The organism is Ruegeria sp. AB11 (assembly GCF_056536325.1).
This window is the reverse complement of the sequence record NZ_JBQFJO010000001.1, coordinates 2,456,327-2,478,543: the sequence shown is the minus strand read 5'-3', so window position 1 is coordinate 2,478,543 and position 22,217 is coordinate 2,456,327. Positions and strand designations below refer to the sequence as shown.

At 56.1% G+C, this 22,217-nt stretch carries 21 protein-coding genes and 1 tRNA gene; 9 read left to right on the top strand and 13 right to left on the bottom strand.

The window, feature by feature from the left end:
• Window positions 1-4 precede the first annotated feature (4 nt).
• Window positions 5-430: a VOC family protein gene (locus ACR3EJ_RS12455; RefSeq protein ID WP_170539881.1), complete on the top strand. Its 426-nt coding sequence runs from the start codon at window positions 5-7 to the stop codon at window positions 428-430.
• 4 nt (window positions 431-434) lie between these two features.
• Here ACR3EJ_RS12455 and ACR3EJ_RS12450 read toward each other — a convergent pair whose 3' ends face one another.
• Genes ACR3EJ_RS12450 through ACR3EJ_RS12440 form a run of 3 tightly spaced genes read right to left on the bottom strand, consistent with a single transcriptional unit; the run spans window position 435 to window position 2,061 of the window.
• On the bottom strand, window positions 435-737 hold the full coding sequence (locus ACR3EJ_RS12450; protein WP_170539883.1) for a putative quinol monooxygenase: 303 nt from the start codon (window positions 735-737) through the stop codon (window positions 435-437).
• Window positions 738-766: 29 nt separating this feature from the next.
• Window positions 767-1,432: an alpha/beta hydrolase gene (locus tag ACR3EJ_RS12445; RefSeq protein ID WP_010440258.1), complete on the bottom strand. Its 666-nt coding sequence runs from the start codon at window positions 1,430-1,432 to the stop codon at window positions 767-769.
• Complete coding sequence (locus ACR3EJ_RS12440) at window positions 1,429-2,061, bottom strand: DNA-3-methyladenine glycosylase family protein (protein ID WP_170539885.1); 633 nt, start codon at window positions 2,059-2,061, stop codon at window positions 1,429-1,431. Before ACR3EJ_RS12440 ends, ACR3EJ_RS12445 begins: the two co-directional genes overlap by 4 nt.
• 98 nt (window positions 2,062-2,159) lie before the next feature.
• Here ACR3EJ_RS12440 and ACR3EJ_RS12435 point away from each other — a divergent pair, with 98 nt between their 5' ends.
• Window positions 2,160-3,386, top strand: coding sequence for an MFS transporter (locus ACR3EJ_RS12435; RefSeq protein ID WP_170539887.1), 1,227 nt, complete (start codon window positions 2,160-2,162; stop codon window positions 3,384-3,386).
• A gap of 1 nt (window position 3,387) precedes the next feature.
• On the opposite strand, the gene ACR3EJ_RS12430 is transcribed toward ACR3EJ_RS12435, so the two are convergent.
• The 3 genes from ACR3EJ_RS12430 to cysS are packed head-to-tail and all read right to left on the bottom strand — an operon-like array spanning window position 3,388 to window position 7,221.
• Window positions 3,388-4,164 carry a squalene/phytoene synthase family protein gene (locus ACR3EJ_RS12430; protein WP_170539890.1) on the bottom strand — a complete coding sequence of 259 codons (777 nt, stop codon included), beginning with the start codon at window positions 4,162-4,164 and terminating at the stop codon, window positions 3,388-3,390.
• Window position 4,165: 1 nt separating this feature from the next.
• Window positions 4,166-5,800: a citramalate synthase gene (gene cimA / locus ACR3EJ_RS12425; protein ID WP_170539894.1), complete on the bottom strand. Its 1,635-nt coding sequence runs from the start codon at window positions 5,798-5,800 to the stop codon at window positions 4,166-4,168.
• Entirely contained in the window at window positions 5,797-7,221 is a 1,425-nt protein-coding gene (cysS, locus tag ACR3EJ_RS12420; RefSeq protein WP_170539897.1) for a cysteine--tRNA ligase, read from the bottom strand. Before cysS ends, cimA begins: the two co-directional genes overlap by 4 nt.
• A 218-nt stretch (window positions 7,222-7,439) precedes the next feature.
• On the opposite strand from cysS, the gene ACR3EJ_RS12415 reads away from it, so the two are divergent.
• Window positions 7,440-7,784, top strand: a complete 345-nt coding sequence (locus ACR3EJ_RS12415) for an MmcQ/YjbR family DNA-binding protein (protein WP_170540420.1) — start codon at window positions 7,440-7,442, stop codon at window positions 7,782-7,784.
• A gap of 53 nt (window positions 7,785-7,837) precedes the next feature.
• Here ACR3EJ_RS12415 and ACR3EJ_RS12410 read toward each other — a convergent pair whose 3' ends face one another.
• Entirely contained in the window at window positions 7,838-8,356 is a 519-nt protein-coding gene (locus tag ACR3EJ_RS12410; protein WP_170539900.1) for an outer membrane protein, read from the bottom strand.
• A gap of 419 nt (window positions 8,357-8,775) precedes the next feature.
• On the opposite strand from ACR3EJ_RS12410, the gene ACR3EJ_RS12405 reads away from it, so the two are divergent.
• Window positions 8,776-10,320 carry a trimethylamine methyltransferase family protein gene (locus ACR3EJ_RS12405; RefSeq protein WP_170539903.1) on the top strand — a complete coding sequence of 515 codons (1,545 nt, stop codon included), beginning with the start codon at window positions 8,776-8,778 and terminating at the stop codon, window positions 10,318-10,320.
• A gap of 54 nt (window positions 10,321-10,374) precedes the next feature.
• Here the strand turns inward: ACR3EJ_RS12405 and ACR3EJ_RS12400 are convergent, their stop codons facing one another.
• Window positions 10,375-10,620, bottom strand: coding sequence for an EF-hand domain-containing protein (locus ACR3EJ_RS12400; RefSeq protein WP_170539906.1), 246 nt, complete (start codon window positions 10,618-10,620; stop codon window positions 10,375-10,377).
• 542 nt (window positions 10,621-11,162) lie between these two features.
• A complete protein-coding gene (locus tag ACR3EJ_RS12395) occupies window positions 11,163-14,780 on the bottom strand; it encodes a vitamin B12-dependent ribonucleotide reductase (RefSeq protein ID WP_170539909.1) in 3,618 nt (1,205 codons plus the stop codon).
• A gap of 543 nt (window positions 14,781-15,323) precedes the next feature.
• On the opposite strand from ACR3EJ_RS12395, the gene ACR3EJ_RS12390 reads away from it, so the two are divergent.
• A complete protein-coding gene (locus ACR3EJ_RS12390; protein ID WP_170539912.1) occupies window positions 15,324-15,758 on the top strand; it encodes a hypothetical protein in 435 nt (144 codons plus the stop codon).
• A 9-nt stretch (window positions 15,759-15,767) separates the two neighbouring features.
• Here ACR3EJ_RS12390 and ACR3EJ_RS12385 read toward each other — a convergent pair.
• The 4 genes from ACR3EJ_RS12385 to pdxH form a co-directional block, all read right to left on the bottom strand.
• A tRNA-Pro gene (locus ACR3EJ_RS12385) sits at window positions 15,768-15,844 on the bottom strand.
• A 43-nt stretch (window positions 15,845-15,887) separates the two neighbouring features.
• Window positions 15,888-16,352, bottom strand: coding sequence for a DUF192 domain-containing protein (locus ACR3EJ_RS12380; protein WP_170539915.1), 465 nt, complete (start codon window positions 16,350-16,352; stop codon window positions 15,888-15,890).
• Between the two features lie 10 nt (window positions 16,353-16,362).
• The gene (locus ACR3EJ_RS12375; RefSeq protein ID WP_170539918.1) at window positions 16,363-16,890 is read right to left on the bottom strand and encodes a cold shock domain-containing protein; all 528 of its coding nucleotides are present in this window, start codon (window positions 16,888-16,890) and stop codon (window positions 16,363-16,365) included.
• A 121-nt stretch (window positions 16,891-17,011) separates the two neighbouring features.
• Entirely contained in the window at window positions 17,012-17,617 is a 606-nt protein-coding gene (pdxH, locus tag ACR3EJ_RS12370) for a pyridoxamine 5'-phosphate oxidase (RefSeq protein ID WP_010440273.1), read from the bottom strand.
• Window positions 17,618-17,751: 134 nt separating this feature from the next.
• Here pdxH and fabI point away from each other — a divergent pair, with 134 nt between their 5' ends.
• From fabI to ACR3EJ_RS12350, 4 genes are all read left to right on the top strand, one after another.
• Window positions 17,752-18,558, top strand: coding sequence for an enoyl-ACP reductase FabI (fabI, locus tag ACR3EJ_RS12365; RefSeq protein ID WP_010440274.1), 807 nt, complete (start codon window positions 17,752-17,754; stop codon window positions 18,556-18,558).
• A gap of 6 nt (window positions 18,559-18,564) precedes the next feature.
• On the top strand, window positions 18,565-19,074 hold the full coding sequence (gpt, locus tag ACR3EJ_RS12360) for a xanthine phosphoribosyltransferase (RefSeq protein WP_010440275.1): 510 nt from the start codon (window positions 18,565-18,567) through the stop codon (window positions 19,072-19,074).
• A gap of 39 nt (window positions 19,075-19,113) precedes the next feature.
• A complete protein-coding gene (locus ACR3EJ_RS12355; RefSeq protein ID WP_170539921.1) occupies window positions 19,114-20,289 on the top strand; it encodes an aminotransferase in 1,176 nt (391 codons plus the stop codon).
• An 81-nt stretch (window positions 20,290-20,370) separates the two neighbouring features.
• Window positions 20,371-22,212: a SurA N-terminal domain-containing protein gene (locus tag ACR3EJ_RS12350; protein WP_170703201.1), complete on the top strand. Its 1,842-nt coding sequence runs from the start codon at window positions 20,371-20,373 to the stop codon at window positions 22,210-22,212.
• Window positions 22,213-22,217 lie beyond the last annotated feature (5 nt).

The following is a 22,217-nucleotide window of genomic DNA, read 5'->3' as shown; positions in this document are numbered from 1 at the left end:
CGGCATGAAAGTCAAACCAGACATTCCTGCCCCGTCGGCGATCCTTGAAGCCGCACTTTATGTCGACGATCTGGACGCGGCCGAGGATTTCTACGGTCAAATACTGGGCCTCGAAAAGATTCAGCGCGCGACCAACCGCCATGTCTTCTATCGGATCGGCGGGTCAGTCCTGTTGTTGTTCATTGCCGACGAGACTGAAAAACCGCCGAGCAACCCGGAACTTCCGGTCCCACCACATGGCGCTCGCGGCCCCGGTCACGTATGTCTTGTCCTCACCCGCGACGAGATCGCAGTGATGCGCAAGCACCTGTTGGACTGGAACATCCCTATCGACGCCGAATTTGACTGGCCCAATGGGGCCTTGTCGCTGTATGTGCGAGACCCGGCGGGCAATTCGGTCGAGTTCTCAGAAGGTTGGTTATGGGACTGACCGGCTAGCGCAGCGGCTGCTTTTCGCCCCCGATCACGCGGTAGATCTCGCTTGAGGTCACGCCGACCTCACCCAATTCAGCCTGAAACGCGGCCATATGCGGGGTCGCAAAGTGGGCTTCCAGCGCAGTCTGATCCTGCCACTCTTCATAAACCCGAAACCGGGTCGCATGGCCCAGAACTTGGCTGAACTCATAGATCATGCATCCTGGCTCTTTCAGGGTTTCCGCGACCATTTTCTGCGCAGCAACCGAGGCTTTTTCGACGCCTGCTTCGGCAACTTCCACAATACCTGTCACGATCAGCATCAAATGCTCCTTTAGTAGACGCCCAGAGATCAGAGGCTGAGCTTATCCCGCATGAAGGCCAGTGCAACACTCAAGCCATCCGGAGCGATCCCGTGGCCGGTGCCTTTCATCACATGGGCGTAGACCTCTTTGAAACCAGCGGCCTGCAACGCCTCAGCCGCCTCAGGCAGCGATTGCGGCGGCACCACATCATCGGCATCGCCATGCACCAGCAGCACCGGCATCCGACTGACGGTTTCGTCCGGCAACAAGTCAGGTTCCAACAACCGACCCGAGAACGCGACAATTCCGGCCACAGGATCTTCACGGCGCGGGGCGACATACAGGCTCATCATCGTACCCTGGCTGAAACCGAACAGCACAACCTGTTCGGGCAGGACATCCTCGTCCACCATCAGCGCGTCGAGGAACGCGTTGAAATCCTCGACGGCCATTTCCATACCACGGCGGGCCTCTTCTTCGGACGAGCCATCAATCCACGGAATCGGAAACCATTGAAACCCATTGGGCATACCTGGGATCTGTTCCGGCGCGTCGGGTGACACGAACAGAGTATCCGGCAGATGTTCCCCCAGCGGATCGGCCAGCCCCAAAAGGTCAGCCCCATTGGCGCCATAACCATGAACGAACACAACGACCGAGCGTGTATCCCCCGAAACCGGCTCTTTTCGGAGCGCATTCAAAACTCGTGTCATCTGATCCCTTCTCTGTCTTTTGCGACCCGGTAATAGGCCCACAGCACCCGGGCCGCAACCGATCGCCAGGGCGACCATGCTTCAGCCATCTGACGTAACTCTTTGTCTTTTGGTCGTTCTGGCAGATCGTAAAGAATTCGAGCCGCTTCCTGCAACGCCAGATCACCCGGCGCAATCACGTCAGCGCGACCAAGCGAAAACATGGCATAAATCTCAGCGGTCCAGACACCGATTCCCGGTACCTCGGTCAGAATTGCGACCACCTCGTCATCCGGGGCATCACGAAGTGCTTTGTAGTCGATCCGCGCTTCGGCCAAGGCTCGGGCATAACGGATTTTCTGACGGCTGAGACCCACCGCCCGCAGATCATCATCCGTGGCCCAAATGATCTTGCGCGGGCCGGTCAGTTTTGCGTCCTGCAACCGCTTCCAGATCGCGTTTGCCGAGGCCACGCTGACCTGTTGGCTGACAATGGCGCTGAGCAGTTGGGCAAACCCGTCAGGCTTGCGCCTGAGCGGCAGAGGGCCGGTTTGCTCCATCGCATAGGCCATACGGGGGCAGGCCCCTGCCAGCCATTCGGCCCCTTCACTCACGCAGTCCGGGGTTTCGATGATGCGTCCGACGGACATGCGCTCTCCGATAAGTGATCCTCGTCCGCACGTTAGGCGGATGTGCCGCATATGCAAGCCGCTTGTGCCTAGTCTCAATCGTAGATAACCATTCGCCCATGACAATGATCACTGCCACCCCCGACGACAGTCAGGCCAAACGAAACGTCGCCGTTCTGGTGGCGGCCCAGGCGATCTTGGGTGCGCAGATGCCGATCATGTTCATTGTCGGCGGATTGGCCGGGCAATCGCTGGCCAGCAACGCCTGCCTCGCGACGCTGCCGATTTCACTGATCGTTCTGGGTTCGATGCTGGCGGCCACGCCGATCTCGGCCATCATGCAACGCTGGGGACGCCGCGCAGGGTTCCTTGTAGGCTCCACAGCGGGTGCTACCGGTGGCATTATCGGGGCTTACGGCCTCTATCTCGGCTCATTCCCTGTGTTCCTTGTTGGCAGCTTCCTGACCGGCATCTATATGAGCGCACATGGATTCTATCGCTTTGCGGCAGCCGACACCGCTTCTGATGCGTTCCGGCCCAAGGCAATTTCTTACGTCATGGCCGGGGGGCTCGCGGCGGCCATCATTGGCCCACAGATCGTAAAGCTGACCTCGCAAGCCTATGTGATCCCGTTTCTGGGCACTTATTTGGCTGTGATTGCAATCAATGTGTTGGGTTCTACCCTCTTCTTCTTTCTTGATATTCCCACTCCACCCAAGCCCACCGAGGATGAACCCAAGGGCCGCACGCGGCTGGAGCTGCTGAAAACCCCGCGCATCGCGGTGGCGATCATCTGCGCGATGGTCTCCTACGCGTTGATGAACCTTGTGATGACATCGACACCTTTGGCCGTTGTCGGATGCGGATATACCGAAGGTGATGCCGCAGATATCGTAACCAGCCACGTACTGGCGATGTATATTCCCAGCTTTTTCACCGGCCACCTAATTGCAAGATTTGGCGTTGAAAAAATCGTGGCCCTTGGTCTGGCCATCCTCGGCGGCGCGGGCCTTGTTGCCCTGCAGGGTGTAGATCTGGGTAACTTTTTCGTCGCCCTCATCCTGCTGGGAATCGGCTGGAACTTTGGATTCATCGGCGCCACCAGCATGCTCGCCGACTCGCACGAAGTGCACGAGCGCGGGCGGATGCAGGGCCTGAACGACCTTATGGTCTTTGGCGGCGTCACCTTTGCGTCGTTGGCGTCCGGCGGGCTGATGAATTGCTCGGGCGGCTCAGCGGTCGAGGGCTGGACAGCCGTGAATTTAGCAATGATCCCGCTGCTGACACTGGCAGGAGGCGCGCTGTTGTGGCTGGTGCTAAGGCCGTCAGACCCTCAAACTGCCTGACTTACCAGCGCCCTGTCGCGGCTGTCTTGATCAAAGAAAACCGACGGCGAACTTCGCCCTGCGCTAAGGCACCCGCAGCCACACGTTCTGGCCGTGCCAAGGCCGCCTGCAGCACCCATTCTGTCTGCCACCCTGCAAAGAGTGCTGGCCGTGCTGCCGCCGATATTTCGCCACGCGCAGATCGCGCACGCGCCAGCCGGTCCAACGCTTTCTGCGCTAAGGTCCGAACACCATCCTGTGTGCCATCTAACAATGGGATACGACCTCGCGACTCGAGCTCGGGAATAGCACGCATCCAATTCGCAATCCCGGCCGCATAACCAAAATTTCGAAGAACAGTCTCATCCGACGCTCCCAAAGCCTGCGCCGACACAACCATCAACGATCCGGCGCTGTGATCGATATAGGAGTCAAAATGCTCCTCATCCTCAAACGGATCGCGGTATATATCCCAACGCCTTACGGCGACATATTCATCCAATTTCGCCGCCAGATGCGGTGAGAGAATACGCGACAACGGCGTGACAACCTCGTGCCGACGCACGGATGGACCTTCGGCAATTTCCTGCAAGGCATCGCGCCACCATTGCAGCCGCATCTCAGCGATCATGCTCTCCTGAGTCACCCATGGAGCGCGGGCCACTTCGACGTTCAGCGCATAGATCGGGAACAGGACAGCCCGTGCCTCGACCGGTGCGGCCATGGCCGCCATAAAGCGATCAGGATCGGCCCGATGCACCAGCGCTGCACAAGCCTTGACGTCGTCGTCGAACTCCACCTTATTCGGCTGCCGCGGACTGCGGGGCGCAATCGTTCACCAGTTTCCACTGGATCGCGTCCAATAGCGCCTCGAACGAGGCATCGATTATGTTCGCGCTGACACCGACAGTGGACCAGCGCCGTCCCTGCCCGTCTTCGCTGTCGATGATCACGCGAGTCACCGCCTCGGTCCCGCCTTGAGTGATGCGCACCTTGAAGTCGACCAGCCGCATATCCGACAGTATCTGCGAATATTGCCCCAAATCCTTGGCCAAAGCCTTTGCCAGCGCGTTCACCGGACCACGGTCACTGCCGCTTTCATCCAGCGACTCACTGACCGACAGCTTCTTCTCGCCATCCACTTTCACAACAACAACCGCCTCTGACAGGCTAACCATCTTGTTGTATTTGTTCTTCCGGCGCTCAACGGTCACCTTGTAGCGCTTGACCTCAAAGAACTCGGGCAATTGCCCCAACTCATCCCGCGCCAACAGCTCGAAACTGGCCTGCGCGGTGTCATAGGAATAGCCCTCGGCCTCGCGCAGTTTGATCCGCTCAAGGATACGCCCTAACGCTGGATCACCCGCTTCGACCGACAACCCCGCATCGGTCAGACGTTTGCGCAGATTCGATTGCCCGGCCTGGTTAGACATCGGAATGATGCGCGCATTGCCGACGCTTGCAGGATCGATATGCTCATAGGTCGTCGGATCCTTGAGGATCGCGCTGGCATGCAGCCCGGCCTTATGTGCGAACGCCGACGCGCCGACATAGGCGCTCTGCTTGCTGGGCACGCGGTTCAGGATGTCATCCAACATCCGGCTGATTCGGGTCAGCCCAGCCAAAGCCTCGGGCTTCACGTTAACCTCATAGCGTGAAGCATAGGGTCCTTTCATCATCAGTGTTGGAATCAAAGCGGTCAGGTTGGCGTTACCGCAACGCTCTCCCAACCCGTTCAGAGTGCCCTGAATCTGCCGCGCACCCGCGTCGACGGCAGCCAGAGAACAGGCCACTGCGTTTTCGGTATCATTGTGGGTGTGAATGCCCAATCGGTCCCCCGGCAGACCGGCCGCAATCACCTCAGACACGATCCGCCCGACCTCGGCGGGCAACGCGCCGCCATTGGTATCGCACAAGACGACCCACCGTGCACCGGCGTCAAGCGCTGCACGACAGACCTCAACCGCATATTCCGGGTTGTCCTTATAGCCATCAAAGAAATGCTCAGCATCGAACAAGGCCTCACGCCCCTGCGCCACGATATGCGCGACCGAAGCCCTTACGTTCTCAGTGTTTTCCTCCAACGAGATGCCAAGCGCGTGAGTCACATGGTAATCATGTGACTTTCCCACCAGACAAACGGCTGGCGTTCCGGCATTCATGACGGCCGCCAAAACGTCATCATTCTCTGCCGACCGACCAGAGCGTTTGGTCATCCCAAACGCGGTCATACGGGCCGAGGTCTTGGGAGCGCGCTCAAAAAACGCACTGTCGGTCGGGTTCGCCCCGGGCCACCCCCCTTCGATATAGTCGAGACCAAGCCCATCCAATGCCTGCGCGATCTGAACCTTCTCGGCAGTCGAGAACTGTACGCCCTGCGTCTGCTGCCCGTCGCGCAAGGTGGTGTCGTAGAGATAAAGGCGTTCCTTGGTCATTCGACCCCCTCCAGCTTGGTGGCATCGAATCCAGAGCCTCTCACTAGTTCCACACCCTCCTTACTCATCCGAACTTCTAGCCCTGCCGCGATATAAGCCGCCTTAAGGCGATCGACCTCAGAGAAATCCTTGCTCCGCAAGGCAAGCGATCGCGCTTTCTCAAGTTTGTGTTTCGCCTGTTCCAGCAGGCCATTATCTAGCGAAGAAAGAAGATGCTGTGTTTGACTCTCGACGTGCCTCTTGAAGGCAGGCATATCGAATCCGAGGAATTTCAACGACCCAAGAAGTGCAGAGACTTCACCATTTTTTTCAAGTTCATAAAGTCTTGTGATCGCCGCAGATGTATTCAGATCGTCGGAAAGTGCATCAATCACTTTCGAATCTACTTCGCCAAACTCATTGTCAAACATCAGCGAGTACCAACGTCCAAGAGTTGATCGCGCCTCACGCGCCTTCTTCTCGGTCCAGTCCATTGGCTTACGATAGTGTGTCTGAAGGAATACAAACCGGATCACTTCGCCGGGCACACCTTGCTCCAACAGGTCATGCACGGTGAAGAAATTGCCCAGCGACTTGGACATCTTCTTGCCCTCGACCTGCAGCATCTCATTGTGCATCCAGACGCGCGCGAATTCTCCATGCGGATGTGCGCATTTGCTCTGAGCAATCTCATTTTCATGATGCGGGAACATCAGATCGTTGCCGCCGCCATGAATATCAAAGCTCTCGCCCAACAGCTCATAGCTCATAGCCGAGCATTCAATATGCCAACCCGGACGCCCGCGTCCCCAAGGACTGTCCCAGCCAGGCAACTCATCGGTCGAAGGCTTCCACAGCACGAAATCCATCGGGTTTTTCTTGTAAGGCGCGACTTCAACCCGCGCACCGGCAATCATGTCATCGACCGAGCGACCCGACAGCCTGCCATAGTCTTCTTTCCAACTGTCCACCGCAAACAGGACATGCCCCTCGGCAGCATAAGCATGCCCCCTGGAAATCAGGTTCTCGATCATCGTAATCATCTGCGCGATATACTGTGTTGCGCGCGGCATTTCCGTGGGCTCCATCGCCCCAAGCGCGCCCATATCATGCAGATACCAACCTATGGTCTCGTCCGAGCGTTCCTGAACCAATTGCTCCAGAGAGCCTTCGGCCCCGGCCTGTTTTCGCGCCAAAGCGGTAGCGTTGATCTTGTCGTCCACATCGGTGAAATTGCGCACATAGGTCACGTGATCCGCACCATAAGCGTGCCGCAGCAAACGATAGAGCACGTCGAACACCACCACGGGCCGCGCATTCCCAAGATGGGCGCGGTCATAAACCGTCGGACCACAGACATACATCCGCACATTGCCTGGATCGATCGGCACGAAATCCTCTTTCGTCCGTGTCCTCGTGTTGTGCAGTTTGATCGTCGTCATCGGGTCGTGCTCCTGAAACAGCATGTTCGTCACGCGTTGGCGCGGGCTTAGCAACTTGTCTCAGGGATGAAAACGAAAGAAACCGGCCCGCTTGATAAATCAGCAGGTAATGCAGCAAAAAATGATGCAGGTTTTCTGGTTCATGCGCCGTGGGTAGCACGAGTTCTACGCTGAGCCAAGTCTTGAGTTTTACCAGCCGTATCGGCACTCTGCCTCTCATGAGCCGTGAATACGTCTATTCCATTTGCGCTGAACTGCCCGGGGCCGAGCTTTCCGATCCTTGGGGCGGAGGTCACGACGCTTGGAAAGTGGGCGGCAAAATGTTCGCCTGCGTCGGCTCAGTCGGGGATGGGGTGTCAGTCAAGACACCTGACATTGAGACTGCCCAAATGCTGATCGATGCTGGAGTTGGGATCAAGGCACCATACTTCCATCGCAGTTGGGTTCGTCTGCCCTGGTCAACAGAATCTGAAGAAATGCGCCACCGCCTTGAATCATCCTACGATATCATACGCACGTCGCTCCCCAAGAAAGTTCAAGCAACCTTAACCAATCGTATCTGATTGGTGGTTTTGAAGAGCGCGAAGTGGTTTATTCAACCTACCTAAAGCGTTTGTTAAAAGCGGAATGTAGTGCGCAGGTTGAAGACGTTTGCGTCAAGCTTCCCACCTGACTGAGGAACATTCTCAAAATCCTGTCTCAACGCCTCGCCACTGATCACGAAGCGATCACCCAGAGGATAAGCCACACCGATGCCGTATACTGCTGCCGTGTCGCTATCGCCCGATGTGCTAGCCCGCGCTGCGCCGACGACGACGTATCCCAGTGCCGAGCCGAAATCGTAGCCCCCGCGTAATTTCAAACGCGACATGCTGTCTAAACTGCCTTCCGACTGGCCAAGATCAAGGTTGAGCCAGTTGTATTCCAGTTCACCACCCAACACGAAATTTCCAAAATCGTAGTCGTATCCGATCACAGGGCCAAAACCGACATCGCTTCCGCCAACATTGCCTGATCCGTCAACATCCGCATAACCGAAACTGAAACCTGCATATGCTCCGGTCCAGTCTTCTGCCAATACCGGCCCGACACCTGCGAACAGCGCGATGACGAGTGCGGCAATCGTTGACTTCATCAAGCCCTCCAACAAACCAGAAGCGTTCCATAAAAGAATGCGGCGATATCCAACAGAAGGAAAATCCGCACCTACTTCCAATTTAAACCAACAGTTGTCTCAAAATTAACTAGGGATAGGTTAACAGATTTTTAGCGTAACGGAAAAAAAACATTTCTGTATATCAATTTAACCTGTTCCCATCGCCGGTGAAATTTTTGCGCGGAAATTCATTTGCAGGTCGCAAACAGAACAGATTGTGACGCTGAGCGTTGAAACTATGAGCTCAGTTAGATTGGAACACAATGCACAACGAAGTTTGGAAAATACGTCTCGTTAGCCGCACCATCGGAGCGGATCGTGGACGTGCGGCACGAGGGCGACCAGCGGCGGTCTGAGTTCACTCAACCCAATACGCATTTCTTCGACCGGATTCCAAAATGAACGAACAAACCCGAAACTCATCCCGTAGCGGTGGCCGCGCTGCGCGCCGTGCAGCCCGCGCCTCGGCACTGCCAGAGCATTTGCGCCCTATTCGACCTGGCATGGAGGGTGGAACGCTAAAGGTTCTAACTCAGCACCAGATTGAGCGTATCCATGAGGCCGCATTGACCGCGCTGGAAACTATTGGACTTGCCGATGCGCCACAAAGCGGGATCGATTATCTGGTGGCCGCCGGTTGTTTCCTAGGCGACGATGGCCGCATCCGCTTCCCGCGTGCATTGGTCGAAGACATTATCGCCAAAGCAAATCGTTCGGTCACGCTGTACAGCCGGGATGGAAAGTCCGATCTGGAGCTGTCGGGCAACCGGGTTCACTATGGAACGGCCGGGGCGGCGGTCAGCATGGTCGATGTGCACGGGCAGGAATATCGTGATTCGACCCTTCAGGATCTCCACGATGCATCCCGCATCTGTGAACAGCTTGAAAACATTCACTTTGTTCAACGTCCTATGGTGTGCCGCGATATTGCGGACAACCTCGAGATGGACCTGAACACGGTCTACGCCACCACTTCCGGTACGTTCAAACACATCGGCACGTCTTTCACTGAACCCAGCCATGTCGCACCCGCGATCGAAATGCTGCACATGATTGCAGGCGGAGAGGACAAGTGGCGCGAACGGCCTTTCATGTCCAACTCCAACTGTTTTGTTGTACCACCGATGAAATTCGCCACCGAAAGCTGCGAGGTGATGGAGGGATGCATCAAGGCCGGCATGCCGGTTCTGCTGCTGTCCGCCGGCATGGCCGGAGCGACAGCGCCCTCGACAGTTGCCGGGGCGATAACGCAAGCCACGGCTGAATGTCTGGCCGGTTTGGTTTATGTAAACGCCGTAAAGCCCGGTGCGCCTGCGATTTTTGGCACCTGGCCCTTTGGGTTGGATCTGCGCACCGGTGCAATGTCTATCGGCTCTGGGGAACAAGCCCTGCTAACCGCTGGTTGTGCCCAAATGCACCATTTCTATGACCTGCCTGGCGGAGCCGCCGCGGGAGCATCGGACGCGAAACTGCCTGATATGCAGGCCGGTTGGGAACAGATGTGCTCGAACGTCATGGCCGGACTTTCGGGCCTGAATATGGTTTATGAGGCCGCAGGCATGCACGCCTCACTGCTGGGCTTCTGCCATGAGAGCTTAATCCTAAGCGACGATCTGATCGGACAAGCGCAGCGCTGCGTACGTGGAATTGAAGTGTCGGATGAAACTCTGGCGCTGGATCAGATGGCCGAGGTCTGCATGGGCGGCCCCGGTCACTATCTAGGGACAGATGCGACACTGGGCCGTATGCAGGCGGACTACGTCTATCCAACCTTTGGCGACCGTTCGTCTCCAAAAGAATGGGTTGAACTTGGAAAACCTGATCTGATCGAGAAAGCGGTGAAGCGGAAAGAAGAGATTCTGGCGGTGCCATCCTCGGCCAGATTTGATCCTCTTCTGGATGCCGAACTCCGCGACAGGTTTAACATTCACTTGCCTTCGTAACCTACTGAAATATAAGCGGCCCGAATAAATCGGGCCGCCATTTTTCTAAGTGGATCAACCGTTGGAGGGCGGCAACAGTCCTGCCTGTTGGGCGATTGTGATCTCATCCTGATCTAGCGCGCCGTCGCCGTTTGCGTCCATCTGCGCGAAACCCTCGGCGTCAACTTCTGGCACAACGGCCTGAACCTCGTCGATTGTCAGCACGCCATCGCCGTTGGTGTCAGCTGCGTTCTGGGCCAACGCCAATGTCGGAAGTCCAAGGGCCAGCGCCGAGATTACGGCCAATTTCTGCGGTTTCATATTTGCCTCCTGAGTGAGTTTTCTTAAGTGTTTGTGTCCGGACGAGCGCCAAAAGAAAGCCACCCAAAGGACAAGTCACCCGCTCCGATTGATTTTGCTCAATTCGAGCCAATCTCTGCGTGTTTGTCCGAGTCGCATCTGCGGAGGTTTGCCGGGCAAAATGGCCCACACAGGTTTCGGCAACTCTTGCCCGACCCGGGCAAGATAATCTGGCAATCCCCTGCTCAAAAACCGACTCGCACTTGAAAAAAGAAAGGGGGCCGAAGCCCCCTGTCAGTTTCGCCTTCCAGGCTCATTTCGTTGACCGCCCGGTGTTTTTTTGCCTGCGGCCTGGACTGCGCATGGGACGAGCGCACCCGCCCCGTGAGAGAGTGGGAGGGAGCAAATATTCCGCCCCACCCTGTTCCCGGCCAACACGGGCATGTCGGCCGAGTGGACCAAGGCATCGATGGTAAGTCTCAGCGCCTTGCTCCGTATTCGTCGGGGTCGGTACCTGTGGCAGCTATCCGACCCCTGCACCCCGGGTTGCCGGGGCGCTAAACTCAGCTACACCCGCTTGTCGCACCGCAAGTGTTGCACTTCATGCAGGTGCCGTTGCGCACCAGTGTGTAGTTTCCACATTCCCCGCAGGGATCACCCTCGTATCCTTGCATCTTTGCTTTGGTGCGGGCGTCCATTCCTGTCGCAACCGCCGTTTCAGCAGGAGCTTCGAATGTCGCTGCGGTCTCCGCCATTCCGGTCACATCAGATTGACCACCGTTGAAGACCATCAGATCCTGTGGCAGACGCTTACGCAGATAGCCGGTCGAGCTGATTTGTTTCAACACTTCCAATGACTTGGTCGCCGCAGTTTCACTGATTTCCGAGACGTTGGACAGGCCGTCCTCTTCGCCCCGACCCAGATCGTCAAAGGTTGCGCCTTCGGGCTTCACATGGGCCAGATCGGTACGGTCCAGATAGGACACGGCCAGTTCGCGGAATATGTAATCCAGGATCGACGTAGCGTTCTTGATCGAGTCGTTGCCCTGAACCATTCCCGCAGGTTCGAACTTGGTGAAGGTGAAGGCGTCGACAAACTCCTCCAGCGGCACGCCGTATTGCAGACCGACTGACACGGCGATGGCAAAGTTGTTCATCATCGCTCGGAAGCCAGCGCCTTCCTTGTGCATGTCGATGAAAATCTCACCCAGCTTGCCGTCTTCGAACTCACCGGTGCGCAGATAGACCTTGTGGCCGCCAACGATGGCTTTTTGGGTATAACCTTTGCGGCGATGGGGCAGTTTCTCGCGGTGGCTGCGGATCATTTCCTTGACCACAACCTTCTCGATCACCTTCTCGGCCAGAACGACAGCTTTTTCCTGCGTTGAACCGCTTTCCAGAATTTCCGCCGCCTGGTCGTCATCCTCGACCAGCGCCGCGGCCAGAGGCTGAGACAGTTTCGAGCCGTCACGATAGAGTGCGTTCGCCTTCACACCCAACGACCAGCTGAGTTCATAAGCCTTCTGGCAATCCTCAATGGTCGCATCATTGGGCATGTTGATCGTTTTCGAGATCGCGCCCGAGATGAAGCTTTGTGCCGCCGCCATCATGGTGATGTGACTATCAACCCCAAGGAAACGCTTGCCTTTCTTGCCACACGGGTTGGCGCAGTCGAAGATCGAGTAATGCTCTTCTTTCAGATGCGGCGCGCCTTCCAGCGTCATCGTTCCGCAGACGTGATCGTTGGCTGCGTCGATATCCGCTTTGGTAAAGCCCAGATGGCGCAGCAGATCGAAGGTCGGATCGTTCAACTTGGTCGCCGGGATGCCCAGAACGCCGGTACAGAAATCCTCGCCCAGTGTCCACTGGTTGAAGACGAACCGGATATCAAAAGCACTTTCCAGCGCGGCGTCCACCTTGGCCAGCTCGTTCGGACCAAAGCCGTGACCAGTCAGCGAGGTGTGGTTGATCCCCGGCGCATTGCCGATGGTTCCATGACCAACCGCATAGCCCACGATCTCTTCGATCTGAGCCGAGGAATAGCCCAGCTTCTCGAGCGCCGAAGGCACCGAACGGTTGATGATCTTGAAGTAGCCACCACCGGCCAGCTTTTTGAACTTAACCAGCGCAAAATCGGGCTCGATCCCGGTCGTGTCGCAATCCATCACCAGACCGATGGTGCCGGTCGGTGCGATAACTGTGGCCTGCGCGTTGCGATAACCGTTCTTCTCGCCGAGGCTCAGAGCCTCATCCCAAGCGGACATGGCCAGATCGACCAGACGTTTATCCGGACAGTTGCCGTGGTCCAGAGGCACCGGCTTCACCGCCAGTTTCTCATAACCCTCGGTCACGCCCTGCGATGCGCGGCGGTGGTTACGGATGACGCGCAGCATGTGGTCGGCGTTGCGCTCATAGCCTTTGAACGGCCCCAACTCTCCGGCGATCTCAGCTGAGGTCGCATAAGCCACACCGGTCATGATTGCGGTCAGCGCGCCACAGATCGACCGACCCTCGTCCGAGTCATAGCTGTAGCCCATGTTCATCAGCAGGCCGCCGATATTCGCATAACCTAGACCCAGCGTGCGGAAGTCATAGGACAGTTGCGCGATTTCCTTCGACGGGAACTGCGCCATCGTCACCGAGATTTCTAGTGTCAGGGTCCACAGACGCGAGGCGTGCATGTAGTCGGCTGCCTGGAACTCACCATCCTTGAGGAAGGTCAGCAGGTTCATCGACGCCAGGTTGCAAGCCGTGTCATCGAGGAACATGTATTCAGAGCACGGGTTCGATCCACGAATCTCACCGTCTTCGGGGCAAGTGTGCCATTCGTTGACGGTATCGTGGAACTGGATGCCCGGATCGGCGCAGGCCCATGCTGCGTGGCCGACTTTCTCCCACAGATTGCGCGCTTTGACGGTGCGAGCAACCTTGCCGTCGGTACGGTTGATCAGTTCCCAATCGGCGTCTTTCTCAACGGCAGTCAGAAACGCGTTGGTCACGCGGATCGAGTTGTTCGAGTTCTGGCCAGAAACCGAGCTGTAGGCTTCCGAATCCCAGTCCGTGTCATAGGTCGGGAATTCGATGCTGTCGTGGCCCTGCTTGGCGTAATCCAGCACGCGCTTGATATAAGTCTCTGGGATCGCGACCTTTTTCGCCTCGCGAACCGCTTTCTTCAGGCTGTCATTCTTATTGGGATCATACGCATCATCCTGCGCGCCGTCCCAGCTGCGGATGGCCTCGAAAATGCCATTCAGCATCTTCTCGTGCATCTTTGATCCGGCAACGATCGAGGCCACCTTCTGCTCTTCGATCACCTTCCATTCGATGAATTGCTCGATGTCCGGGTGATCCGCATCGACGATCACCATCTTTGCTGCCCGACGGGTTGTCCCGCCTGATTTGATCGCGCCAGCGGCGCGGTCGCCGATCTTGAGAAAGCCCATCAGGCCCGAGGATTTACCGCCACCCGACAACGCCTCGCCTTCTGCGCGTAGATGGCTGAAGTTGGTCCCGGTACCAGAGCCGTATTTGAACAGGCGCGCCTCACGCACCCACAGATCCATAATGCCACCTTCGTTCACCAGATCATCGTCCACTGACTGGATAAAGCAGGCGTGTGGTTGCGGATGCTCGTAGGCGGATTTCGATTTTGTCAGCTTGCCGGTTTTGTAATCGACATAATGGTGACCCTGCGCCGGGCCATCGATGCCATAGGCCCAGTGCAGACCCGTGTTGAACCATTGCGGCGAGTTCGGTGCAGCACGCTGGGTCGCCAGCATATAGCGCATCTCGTCGAAATAGGCGCGCGCGTCTTCCTCGGTCGAGAAATAGCCGCCCTTCCAACCCCAATAGGCCCAAGCGCCTGCGAGACGGTCGAACACCTGTTTCGAAGACGTCTCACCATCAAATTCAGCGCCATCAGCTGGGACCGAACGCCACAGGAATTCAGGAACGTCCTTTTCCTTAACCTTCTTCAGCTTGGACGGAACACCCGCCTTGCGGAAGTACTTTTGCGCGATGACGTCGCTGGCGACCTGGCTCCACTTTGCGGGCACTTCGATTTCGTCGAGACGGAATACGATTGTGCCGTCCGGATTGCGAATCTCGGATGTTGCGGACACAAAATCCAGATCGGCATATGCATCCTGTCCAGGTTTGGTGAATTTTCTTTCAATTTTCATGTCCGCTGCCCCAGCTACGATCTGTCCAAATTTTAGTACCCGGCACAAAATCTTGATGTCGCGGTGTGCCGCCCGCCCTGCCGGAATATTGAGACGCAAGGGACCAAGCGCTGCCGATAACAGCGCAGAACCGTAAATACGGTTTCACGTCATACTGGTTTGCATTCCGTCCCTCGTCCGATGCCATTTCTGGTTATTGCTACCAGATTTAGTGGCTCGTCCTTCGGCCTATACAATCTGACGTATATTCCCATAGATGGTCAACGGGCTTTTTCAGTCATTTTTGGAATCTTTTAGCTTGACCTGATCTGACGAACCGGCGGTTTCTTGCCGGATCGCGATTCCTCCACAGGCCTATCCCCGGATACCAATCAATCTACGTTCGTTGCGTCAGAGTGATTTCTCTTTTTTTCCACCACAGTTAGAGGAAATTGATCAACCAGTCCGGCATTAAGGACATATTCAGAGAATCATCGTCACCGCAATGTGGCGCGTGCCATAGTTTGTAAATCACGACATTTCTGGATGGGAAATCTATTCAACATGCGTTTGATTTCGTTGTTAACTATTATGGGCTTAATCGTGTCCTGCACAGCACAGGACGTTCCGCCTGCGTCTCGTAGCGCTCAATTCGATGGGTACCCGCAGAACCTGTTCAATTCCTTCAAGACAGACTGCGCTGGCCCTGGCGACAAATTCGTCAAAACCGGGACAAGCAGTTTTGAATGCCGCGAAATACTTTCGCCCGAGGCGACAGCCTATCTGATTCTCAATTTTGATGGATATTCTCAAAATCTGCCGAAGATCGTGACGCGGCTAAGCTCAGCAAAGAATCAAGCAGGCTACCGTGTGGATGCGGAATTGTTTTTTATCGTTCCCCAAAAAAGCGGAAGCACACTTAAGATTCCAATCGAAAGCGATGAATTGGACAGGGATTTTTCCAGACTCTACACCGACTATGGCGGAACGCCGGTGTAAGAGTGGAAATGGTCGGGGCGGCAGGATTCGAACCTACGACCCCCTGTACCCAAAACAGGTGCGCTACCAGACTGCGCCACGCCCCGGACCGTGCGCCTTCCTAAACGTGCCGATCTGATTTGAAAAGCCCTAACAAGGCCAAATTGCAGGACCTTGCGAAAAAACTTGGTGACGCATCTGTGTTCCTGGTCGAATACCATAGCGCGCAGCAAGTCCCGCATTGATTTCAAGCACAGCATAAACCGAATCGCCGCCTTCGATCGGGGTCAAATCGCCGGGGATCGCACCCTCATGCACGCGGGTGACGGTTCCTGCTTTGTCGGTAAAGATCATGTCCAAAGGGATCAGCGTGTTCTTCATCCAAAACGCCACCCGCTGCGGTGGATCAAAGATGAACAGCATGCCAGAGCGGCTGGGCATATTCTCACGAAACATCAGCCCGCGTGATCGTTCCTGAGGGGTAACGGCTAACTCGATATCAAATCGAACCTGCGCAAGTTCATTTCGCAACTCAACACGGTCAGAACGGCATTCGGCTTGCGCGCCACCACTGATCAGAAATGTCAGGGCCGCTACGAGTAATGCTGTTCTCATACTTTAAGACCTAGGTGCTCAACGCCGCTTCCCAGGCAAGAACCTGTGCCGCCATCCGTCCGCGTTTTCCGTCAATCACACGCATGGCCAAGGCTTCTCCCGGTTGCAGATCCGCAAGACCTGAACGGCGAAGAACCTCAATGTGCAAGAATACATCTTCGCTGCTTCCGAAGACATTGGCAAAGCCGAATCCCTTGCCTTTGTCGAACCATTTGACACGCGCTGCCTCTAATGGAGCATTGCCGATCACGGTCGGATCAAGCTCCGCAAAGTCGGCCAGCATCATTGTTTCTGCCCGTACGGGTGGATCGACGCTGATCACTTCGACCGCCTGAACACCGCGATCAGTTTTGTGCGTCATAATCTCGATACCAGCACCGTCGGCGACCGAGCTCTGACCAAAATTGCGCAACACATTGACATGCAACAGAATGTCCGGACCGCCATCGTCGGACACAACAAATCCGTATCCCTTTGCGGGATCGAACCATTTAACGTGTCCATGGACGCGATACATGCTGTTCAAATCTTCTGGCACTGTTTTCCCGTTACGATAATAGGCAAGCCGTTAAGGGTTTGTTGTTTATGATATTCACTCGCAAATTCAAGCTGAAAAAAACTATTAATAGCAATCAGTTGCATTTCACGGTACGCGAACATCACGGATTCAACCTCTGCACTTGCCAATCGGAATCGGCGTTACGCCTCTTCCATTGAAACCTGTCATGCAACCTGAATGCTCCATCAGCCCAGAATTCCACTTCGACAGGTGAAACCCGATACCCTCCCCAGAATTCCGGGCGCGGCGGATTGGGTCCCAACTTTGCCGTCACCTTTGCCACCTCGGCCATCAAAGATGCCCGGCTCTCCAGAGGTTGCGACTGGCGAGAGGCCCAGGCACCCAGACGGCTCTTAAGCGAGCGCGAGGCATAATACGCGTCTGCCCCAGGCCCGTCTTCTTTGCTGACTATACCACGAACTCGAATTTGACGCCGCAAAGATTTCCAGTGCATCACAAATGCCGCTTTATGGGCACTGTCCAGTTCCTGTGCCTTGGCGCTGTTATAGTTCGTATAGAAGACAAATGCGTCTTTTTCGATTTCTTTCAGCAGAACCATTCTTGCATTAGGCAAGCCTTCCGAATCCACGGTTGCCAATGCAATCGCGTTCGGATCGTTTGGTTCGGTCTTTTCCGCCTCAGCCAACCACCGACCCGCGATTTCAAACGGATCAGTCCCGGCAAAGATGCCATTATGCTCGTTCATTTCCATCCCCTGGAAATAATTAACTCGACCCTAAGGCGAGAACCCGCTGCGGGCAAGAGCGCATGGCCTTGCCGCAGGACAATCAATGGCATAAACCAACTCAACACAATGCGACGACAGGCGGAGAACCGAAGATGTCAAATCAGTTGATGGCCGGAAAACGCGGCCTCATCATGGGACTGGCCAATGACAAATCAATCGCATGGGGGATAGCCCGCGCCTTGTCCGACGCCGGGGCCGAACTGGCCTTTTCCTATCAGGGAGACGCGCTGAAAAAACGTGTCGACCCGCTGGCTGCGCAATTGGGCAGCGAAATCGTTCTGCCCTGCGATGTCAGCGACGAGGAATCGATTGATAACCTTTTCAACTCGCTTGAAGAGAAATGGGGAAGGCTTGACTTTGTTGTTCACGCCATTGGCTTTTCTGACAAGAACGAGCTTCGTGGGCGCTACGTCGACACATCGCGCGCTAACTTCAATCTGACGATGGACGTATCGGTCTACTCTTTTACAGCCGTTATGCAGCGCGCAGAGAAGATGATGGGCGAAGGCGGTAGCGCAGTCACCCTCACCTATTACGGCGCTGAACAGGTCATGCCCCATTATAATGTTATGGGTGTCGCCAAGGCTGCGCTTGAGGCATCGGTCAAGTATCTGGCTGAGGATCTGGGAAAAGACGGTATTCGCGTCAACTCGATCTCGGCGGGTCCAATCAAGACACTCGCAGCCAGCGGCATCGGCGATTTCCGCTATATCATGAAGTGGAACGAGTATAATTCTCCGCTGCGTCGCAACGTGACCATCGATGATGTCGGTAAATCGGCGCTTTACCTGCTGTCGGACCTTAGCAGCGGTGTGACCGGAGAGAATCTGCACGTGGATTCGGGCTATCACATCGTCGGCATGAAGGCCGTCGATGCGCCGGACGTTGAAAAAGGGTAATAGATCATGAGCGCCAAGGACCGCCTGCCCCACGAAAAGGGCTTCCACATTAGCTGGGATCAGATTCATCGCGACTCGCGCGCCTTGGCTTGGCGTCTGGATGGGCAAGGTCCCGATGATGGTGCTTGGCGCGCCGTCGTAGCGATCACTCGAGGCGGCATGGCCCCTGCGATGATCGTCAGCCGTGAACTGGATATCCGCACGGTCGATACTGTCAGCGTGCGGTCCTATCACCATCAGTCACAAGGAGAGGCTGAGATCCTAAAAGCCCCCAATGCTGATTTGATGGGCGATGGGACCGGTATCCTGATCATAGATGATCTGGTCGATAGCGGCAAAACTTTGGAACTGGTGCGCGAGATGTATCCCAAAGCGCATTTCGCGACCGTATATGCCAAACCCAAGGGTCGGCCGATGGTTGATACCTTTATTACCGAGGTCAGCCAAGACACCTGGATCTTCTTCCCATGGGATATGGCCTTGCAATATGTCGAACCTTACCGGGGTACCGATTGATCAAGCGTTTTGCTTGAACGCTAAAAACACGGACTTTCCATGAATATGACCCGTACCGCCGCCACCTTTGCCCCTCCGGTGATGGAGGCGCGGCGTTGGTTGGACGGGGTCGAGTTTCCTGAAGACCGTCCGCTGATCAATGTCAGTCAAGCGGCTCCGGTCGATCCACCGCCACTGGCCTTGCGGCAAGCTATAGCCGAATTCGCAGTCGAACAGGAAAGCGCACATCTTTATGGCCCAGTTCTGGGCAATGATGAATTACGGACCGAACTGGCTGCACAGATCAGCGAACACTACGAAGCAAGAATTAAGGCTAATCAGGTCGCGATTACCTCGGGCTGCAATCAGGCTTTCTCGGCCGTGATCTCGGCGATTACGGATCAGGGTGATGAGGTCATTCTGCCAACCCCGTGGTATTTCAATCACAAAATGTGGCTGGATATGGCCGGTGTCAAAGCCATCGACTTGCCCACCGGTAACGATCTGTTGCCCGACCCCGAGATGGCGCGCGCACTGATCACCGAGAAAACACGGGCCATTGCATTGGTCACGCCGAACAACCCCGGTGGTGTCGAATACCCATCAGACCTGGTACGCCGCTTCCATAAACTCGCGCAGGAAACAGGGATTCGTCTGCTGGTTGATGAAACCTATCGCGATTTCGACAGCCGATCTGGTGCGCCACATGAATTGTTCCAGCAGCCTGATTGGTGCGAAACCTTTGTGCATCTCTACTCGTTTTCGAAAGCCTATCGCCTGACTGGGCACCGAGTCGGCGCAATTGCTGCCGGTTCGCCGCTTTTGTCGGAGATTGAGAAGTTTTTAGACACAGTTGCGATCTGCCCCGGCCAGATCGGTCAATTCGCTGCGCTTTGGGGAATGCAGAACCTGTCTCATTGGGTTGCCGGTGAGCGTAATGAGATTCTAGACCGAAGGGCTGCAATTGCCGAAGGAATGCCTCGGCTAGAGGCAAAAGGCTGGCGTCTTCTGGGGCTGGGTGCCTACTTCGCCTATCTCAAACACCCCTATCAAATCGCATCGGACGATTTGGCCCGGCAGTTGGTGCCTGAGGCGGGCATTCTGCTGTTGCCCGGAACCATGTTCATGCCCGCGCATGACCCGGCAGGGAAACAACAGGTCCGCATCGCGTTTGCCAATCTCGACCGCGCCGGAATCGCGCAATTGTTCGACCGTTTGCAGGCCCTGTCCTTCTAAGCTTGCCCCTCGGCTGCACGCATCGTATTCAGGGCCGCAACTAGCAGGGCAGACACTTGCCGACCAAACCAAGAGGGCACCATGGCCGCAGGCATGAAAAACCTATCCAAAACCTTTGTCTGGATTCTCATGGGCCTTCTGATGCTGGGTCTAGCCGGATTTGGTGCGACCAGCCTGACCGGGACCGTGCGCACTGTGGCGCAGGTTGGCGATGAAAGCGTTTCGGTCGACGAATACTTCCGCGAACTTCAGCGCGAAATCAGGGCGGTCGAGGCGCAAACCGGACAGCCAATGCAGATTTCGCAAGCGCATGATCTTGGGTTGGACCAATTGGCCTTGTCGCGCCTGATCGCACTGGCTGCGCTCGACAATGAGGTCGGGCAGCTTGGCATTTCAATCGGCGACGAGAACCTGCAGAACGAGATCGTCCAGATACCCGCATTCCAGGGGGTGAACGGTACATTCGACCGCGAAGCCTATCGCTTTCAGCTTGAACAGGTCGGGATGAGCGATTCCGAGTTCGAATCGGATCTGCGAAAGGAATCGGCCCGCACAATCGTGCAGGGTGCAATCATGGGCGGGGTTGAGATGCCACGTACTCTGACCGAAGCAATGGCGAACTATGTACTGGCCCGCCGCAGCTTTACAGTGGCGACGCTGTCCGCCGACGCGTTGGAGACGCCAGTGGCAGAACCGACAGAAGATCAGATTCAGACATTCTATGACGAGAACACTGATCTGTTTACCCTGCCCCGCACCAAGCAACTGACGTATGCTATTTTGTCACCAGAGATGCTGCTTGATACGATTGAGATCGACGAAGACTCGTTGCGCCGCCTGTACGACCAGCGCGCAGAACAGTATTTCCAGCCCGAGCGCCGTTTGGTCGAACGCCTGACCTATCCCAGCGAAGAAGCCGCAACCGAGGCCTTGGCTCAGCTGGAGGTTGGTGGAACAGATTTTGAACAACTGGTCCGCGATCGGCAACTTGAGCTGGGCGATGTAGATCTGGGTGACGTCACCCGAGAGGACCTTGGCGATGCCGCTGACGCTGTATTCGCTGCCGAGATCGACGATGTCGTTGGCCCACTCCCATCTGTTTTTGGTCCGGCCTTGTTCCGGATCAACGGATCGCTGGCAGAAAACAATGTAAGCTTTGAAGATGCTGAGCCCGAGTTGCGTGATGAACTTGCCTCAGATCGCGCGCGCCGTCAGATCGAGGCGCAGGCCGAGGACATCAACGACTTGCTTGCTGGCGGCGCAACGCTGGAAGAATTGGTCGATGAGACTGAATTGGAACTTGGCCAGATCGACTGGACCCAGCAAAGCGATGATGGCGTTGCGGCCTATGACGGCTTCCGTGCCGCCGCCGAGGCCGTGCAAGAGGGTGATTTTCCCGAAGTCGCGTTTCTCGAAGACGGTTCAATCTTTGCTTTGCGCCTGAATGAAGTGCTTGAGCCCCGCCCCGAACCGCTTGAAAATGCCCGAGGGCGGGTTGCTGAGGCCTGGACACAAGCAGAGACCGCAAAGGCGCTACAAAATCAAGCAAACTCGGTGCTGACCCAATTGGCGACGGATGGAGATTTCACGGCGACTAGCCTGCCCTTCCGGGTCGAAAACGCCCTGACGCGTACCGCGTTCCTTGAGGATACTCCGGTAGATTTCATGACACAGGTCTTCGAGCTGGAACCGGGTGAATTACGTGTCATTCCCGGAAACGGCACTGCCCTGATCGTGCGTCTGGATGAAGAGCTGCCACCAGCCGAGACCGACGAACAGCGTCAGATGCAGGATGCTCTTGCAGCGCAGTTTGACCAGGCACTGGCGCAGAACATCTTTGATATCTATGTGCGCAACGCCCAGACCCGCGCGCGCCCTGTACTGGATCAGCAAGCGCTGAACGCTGTACGGTCAAGCTATTAAAGAGA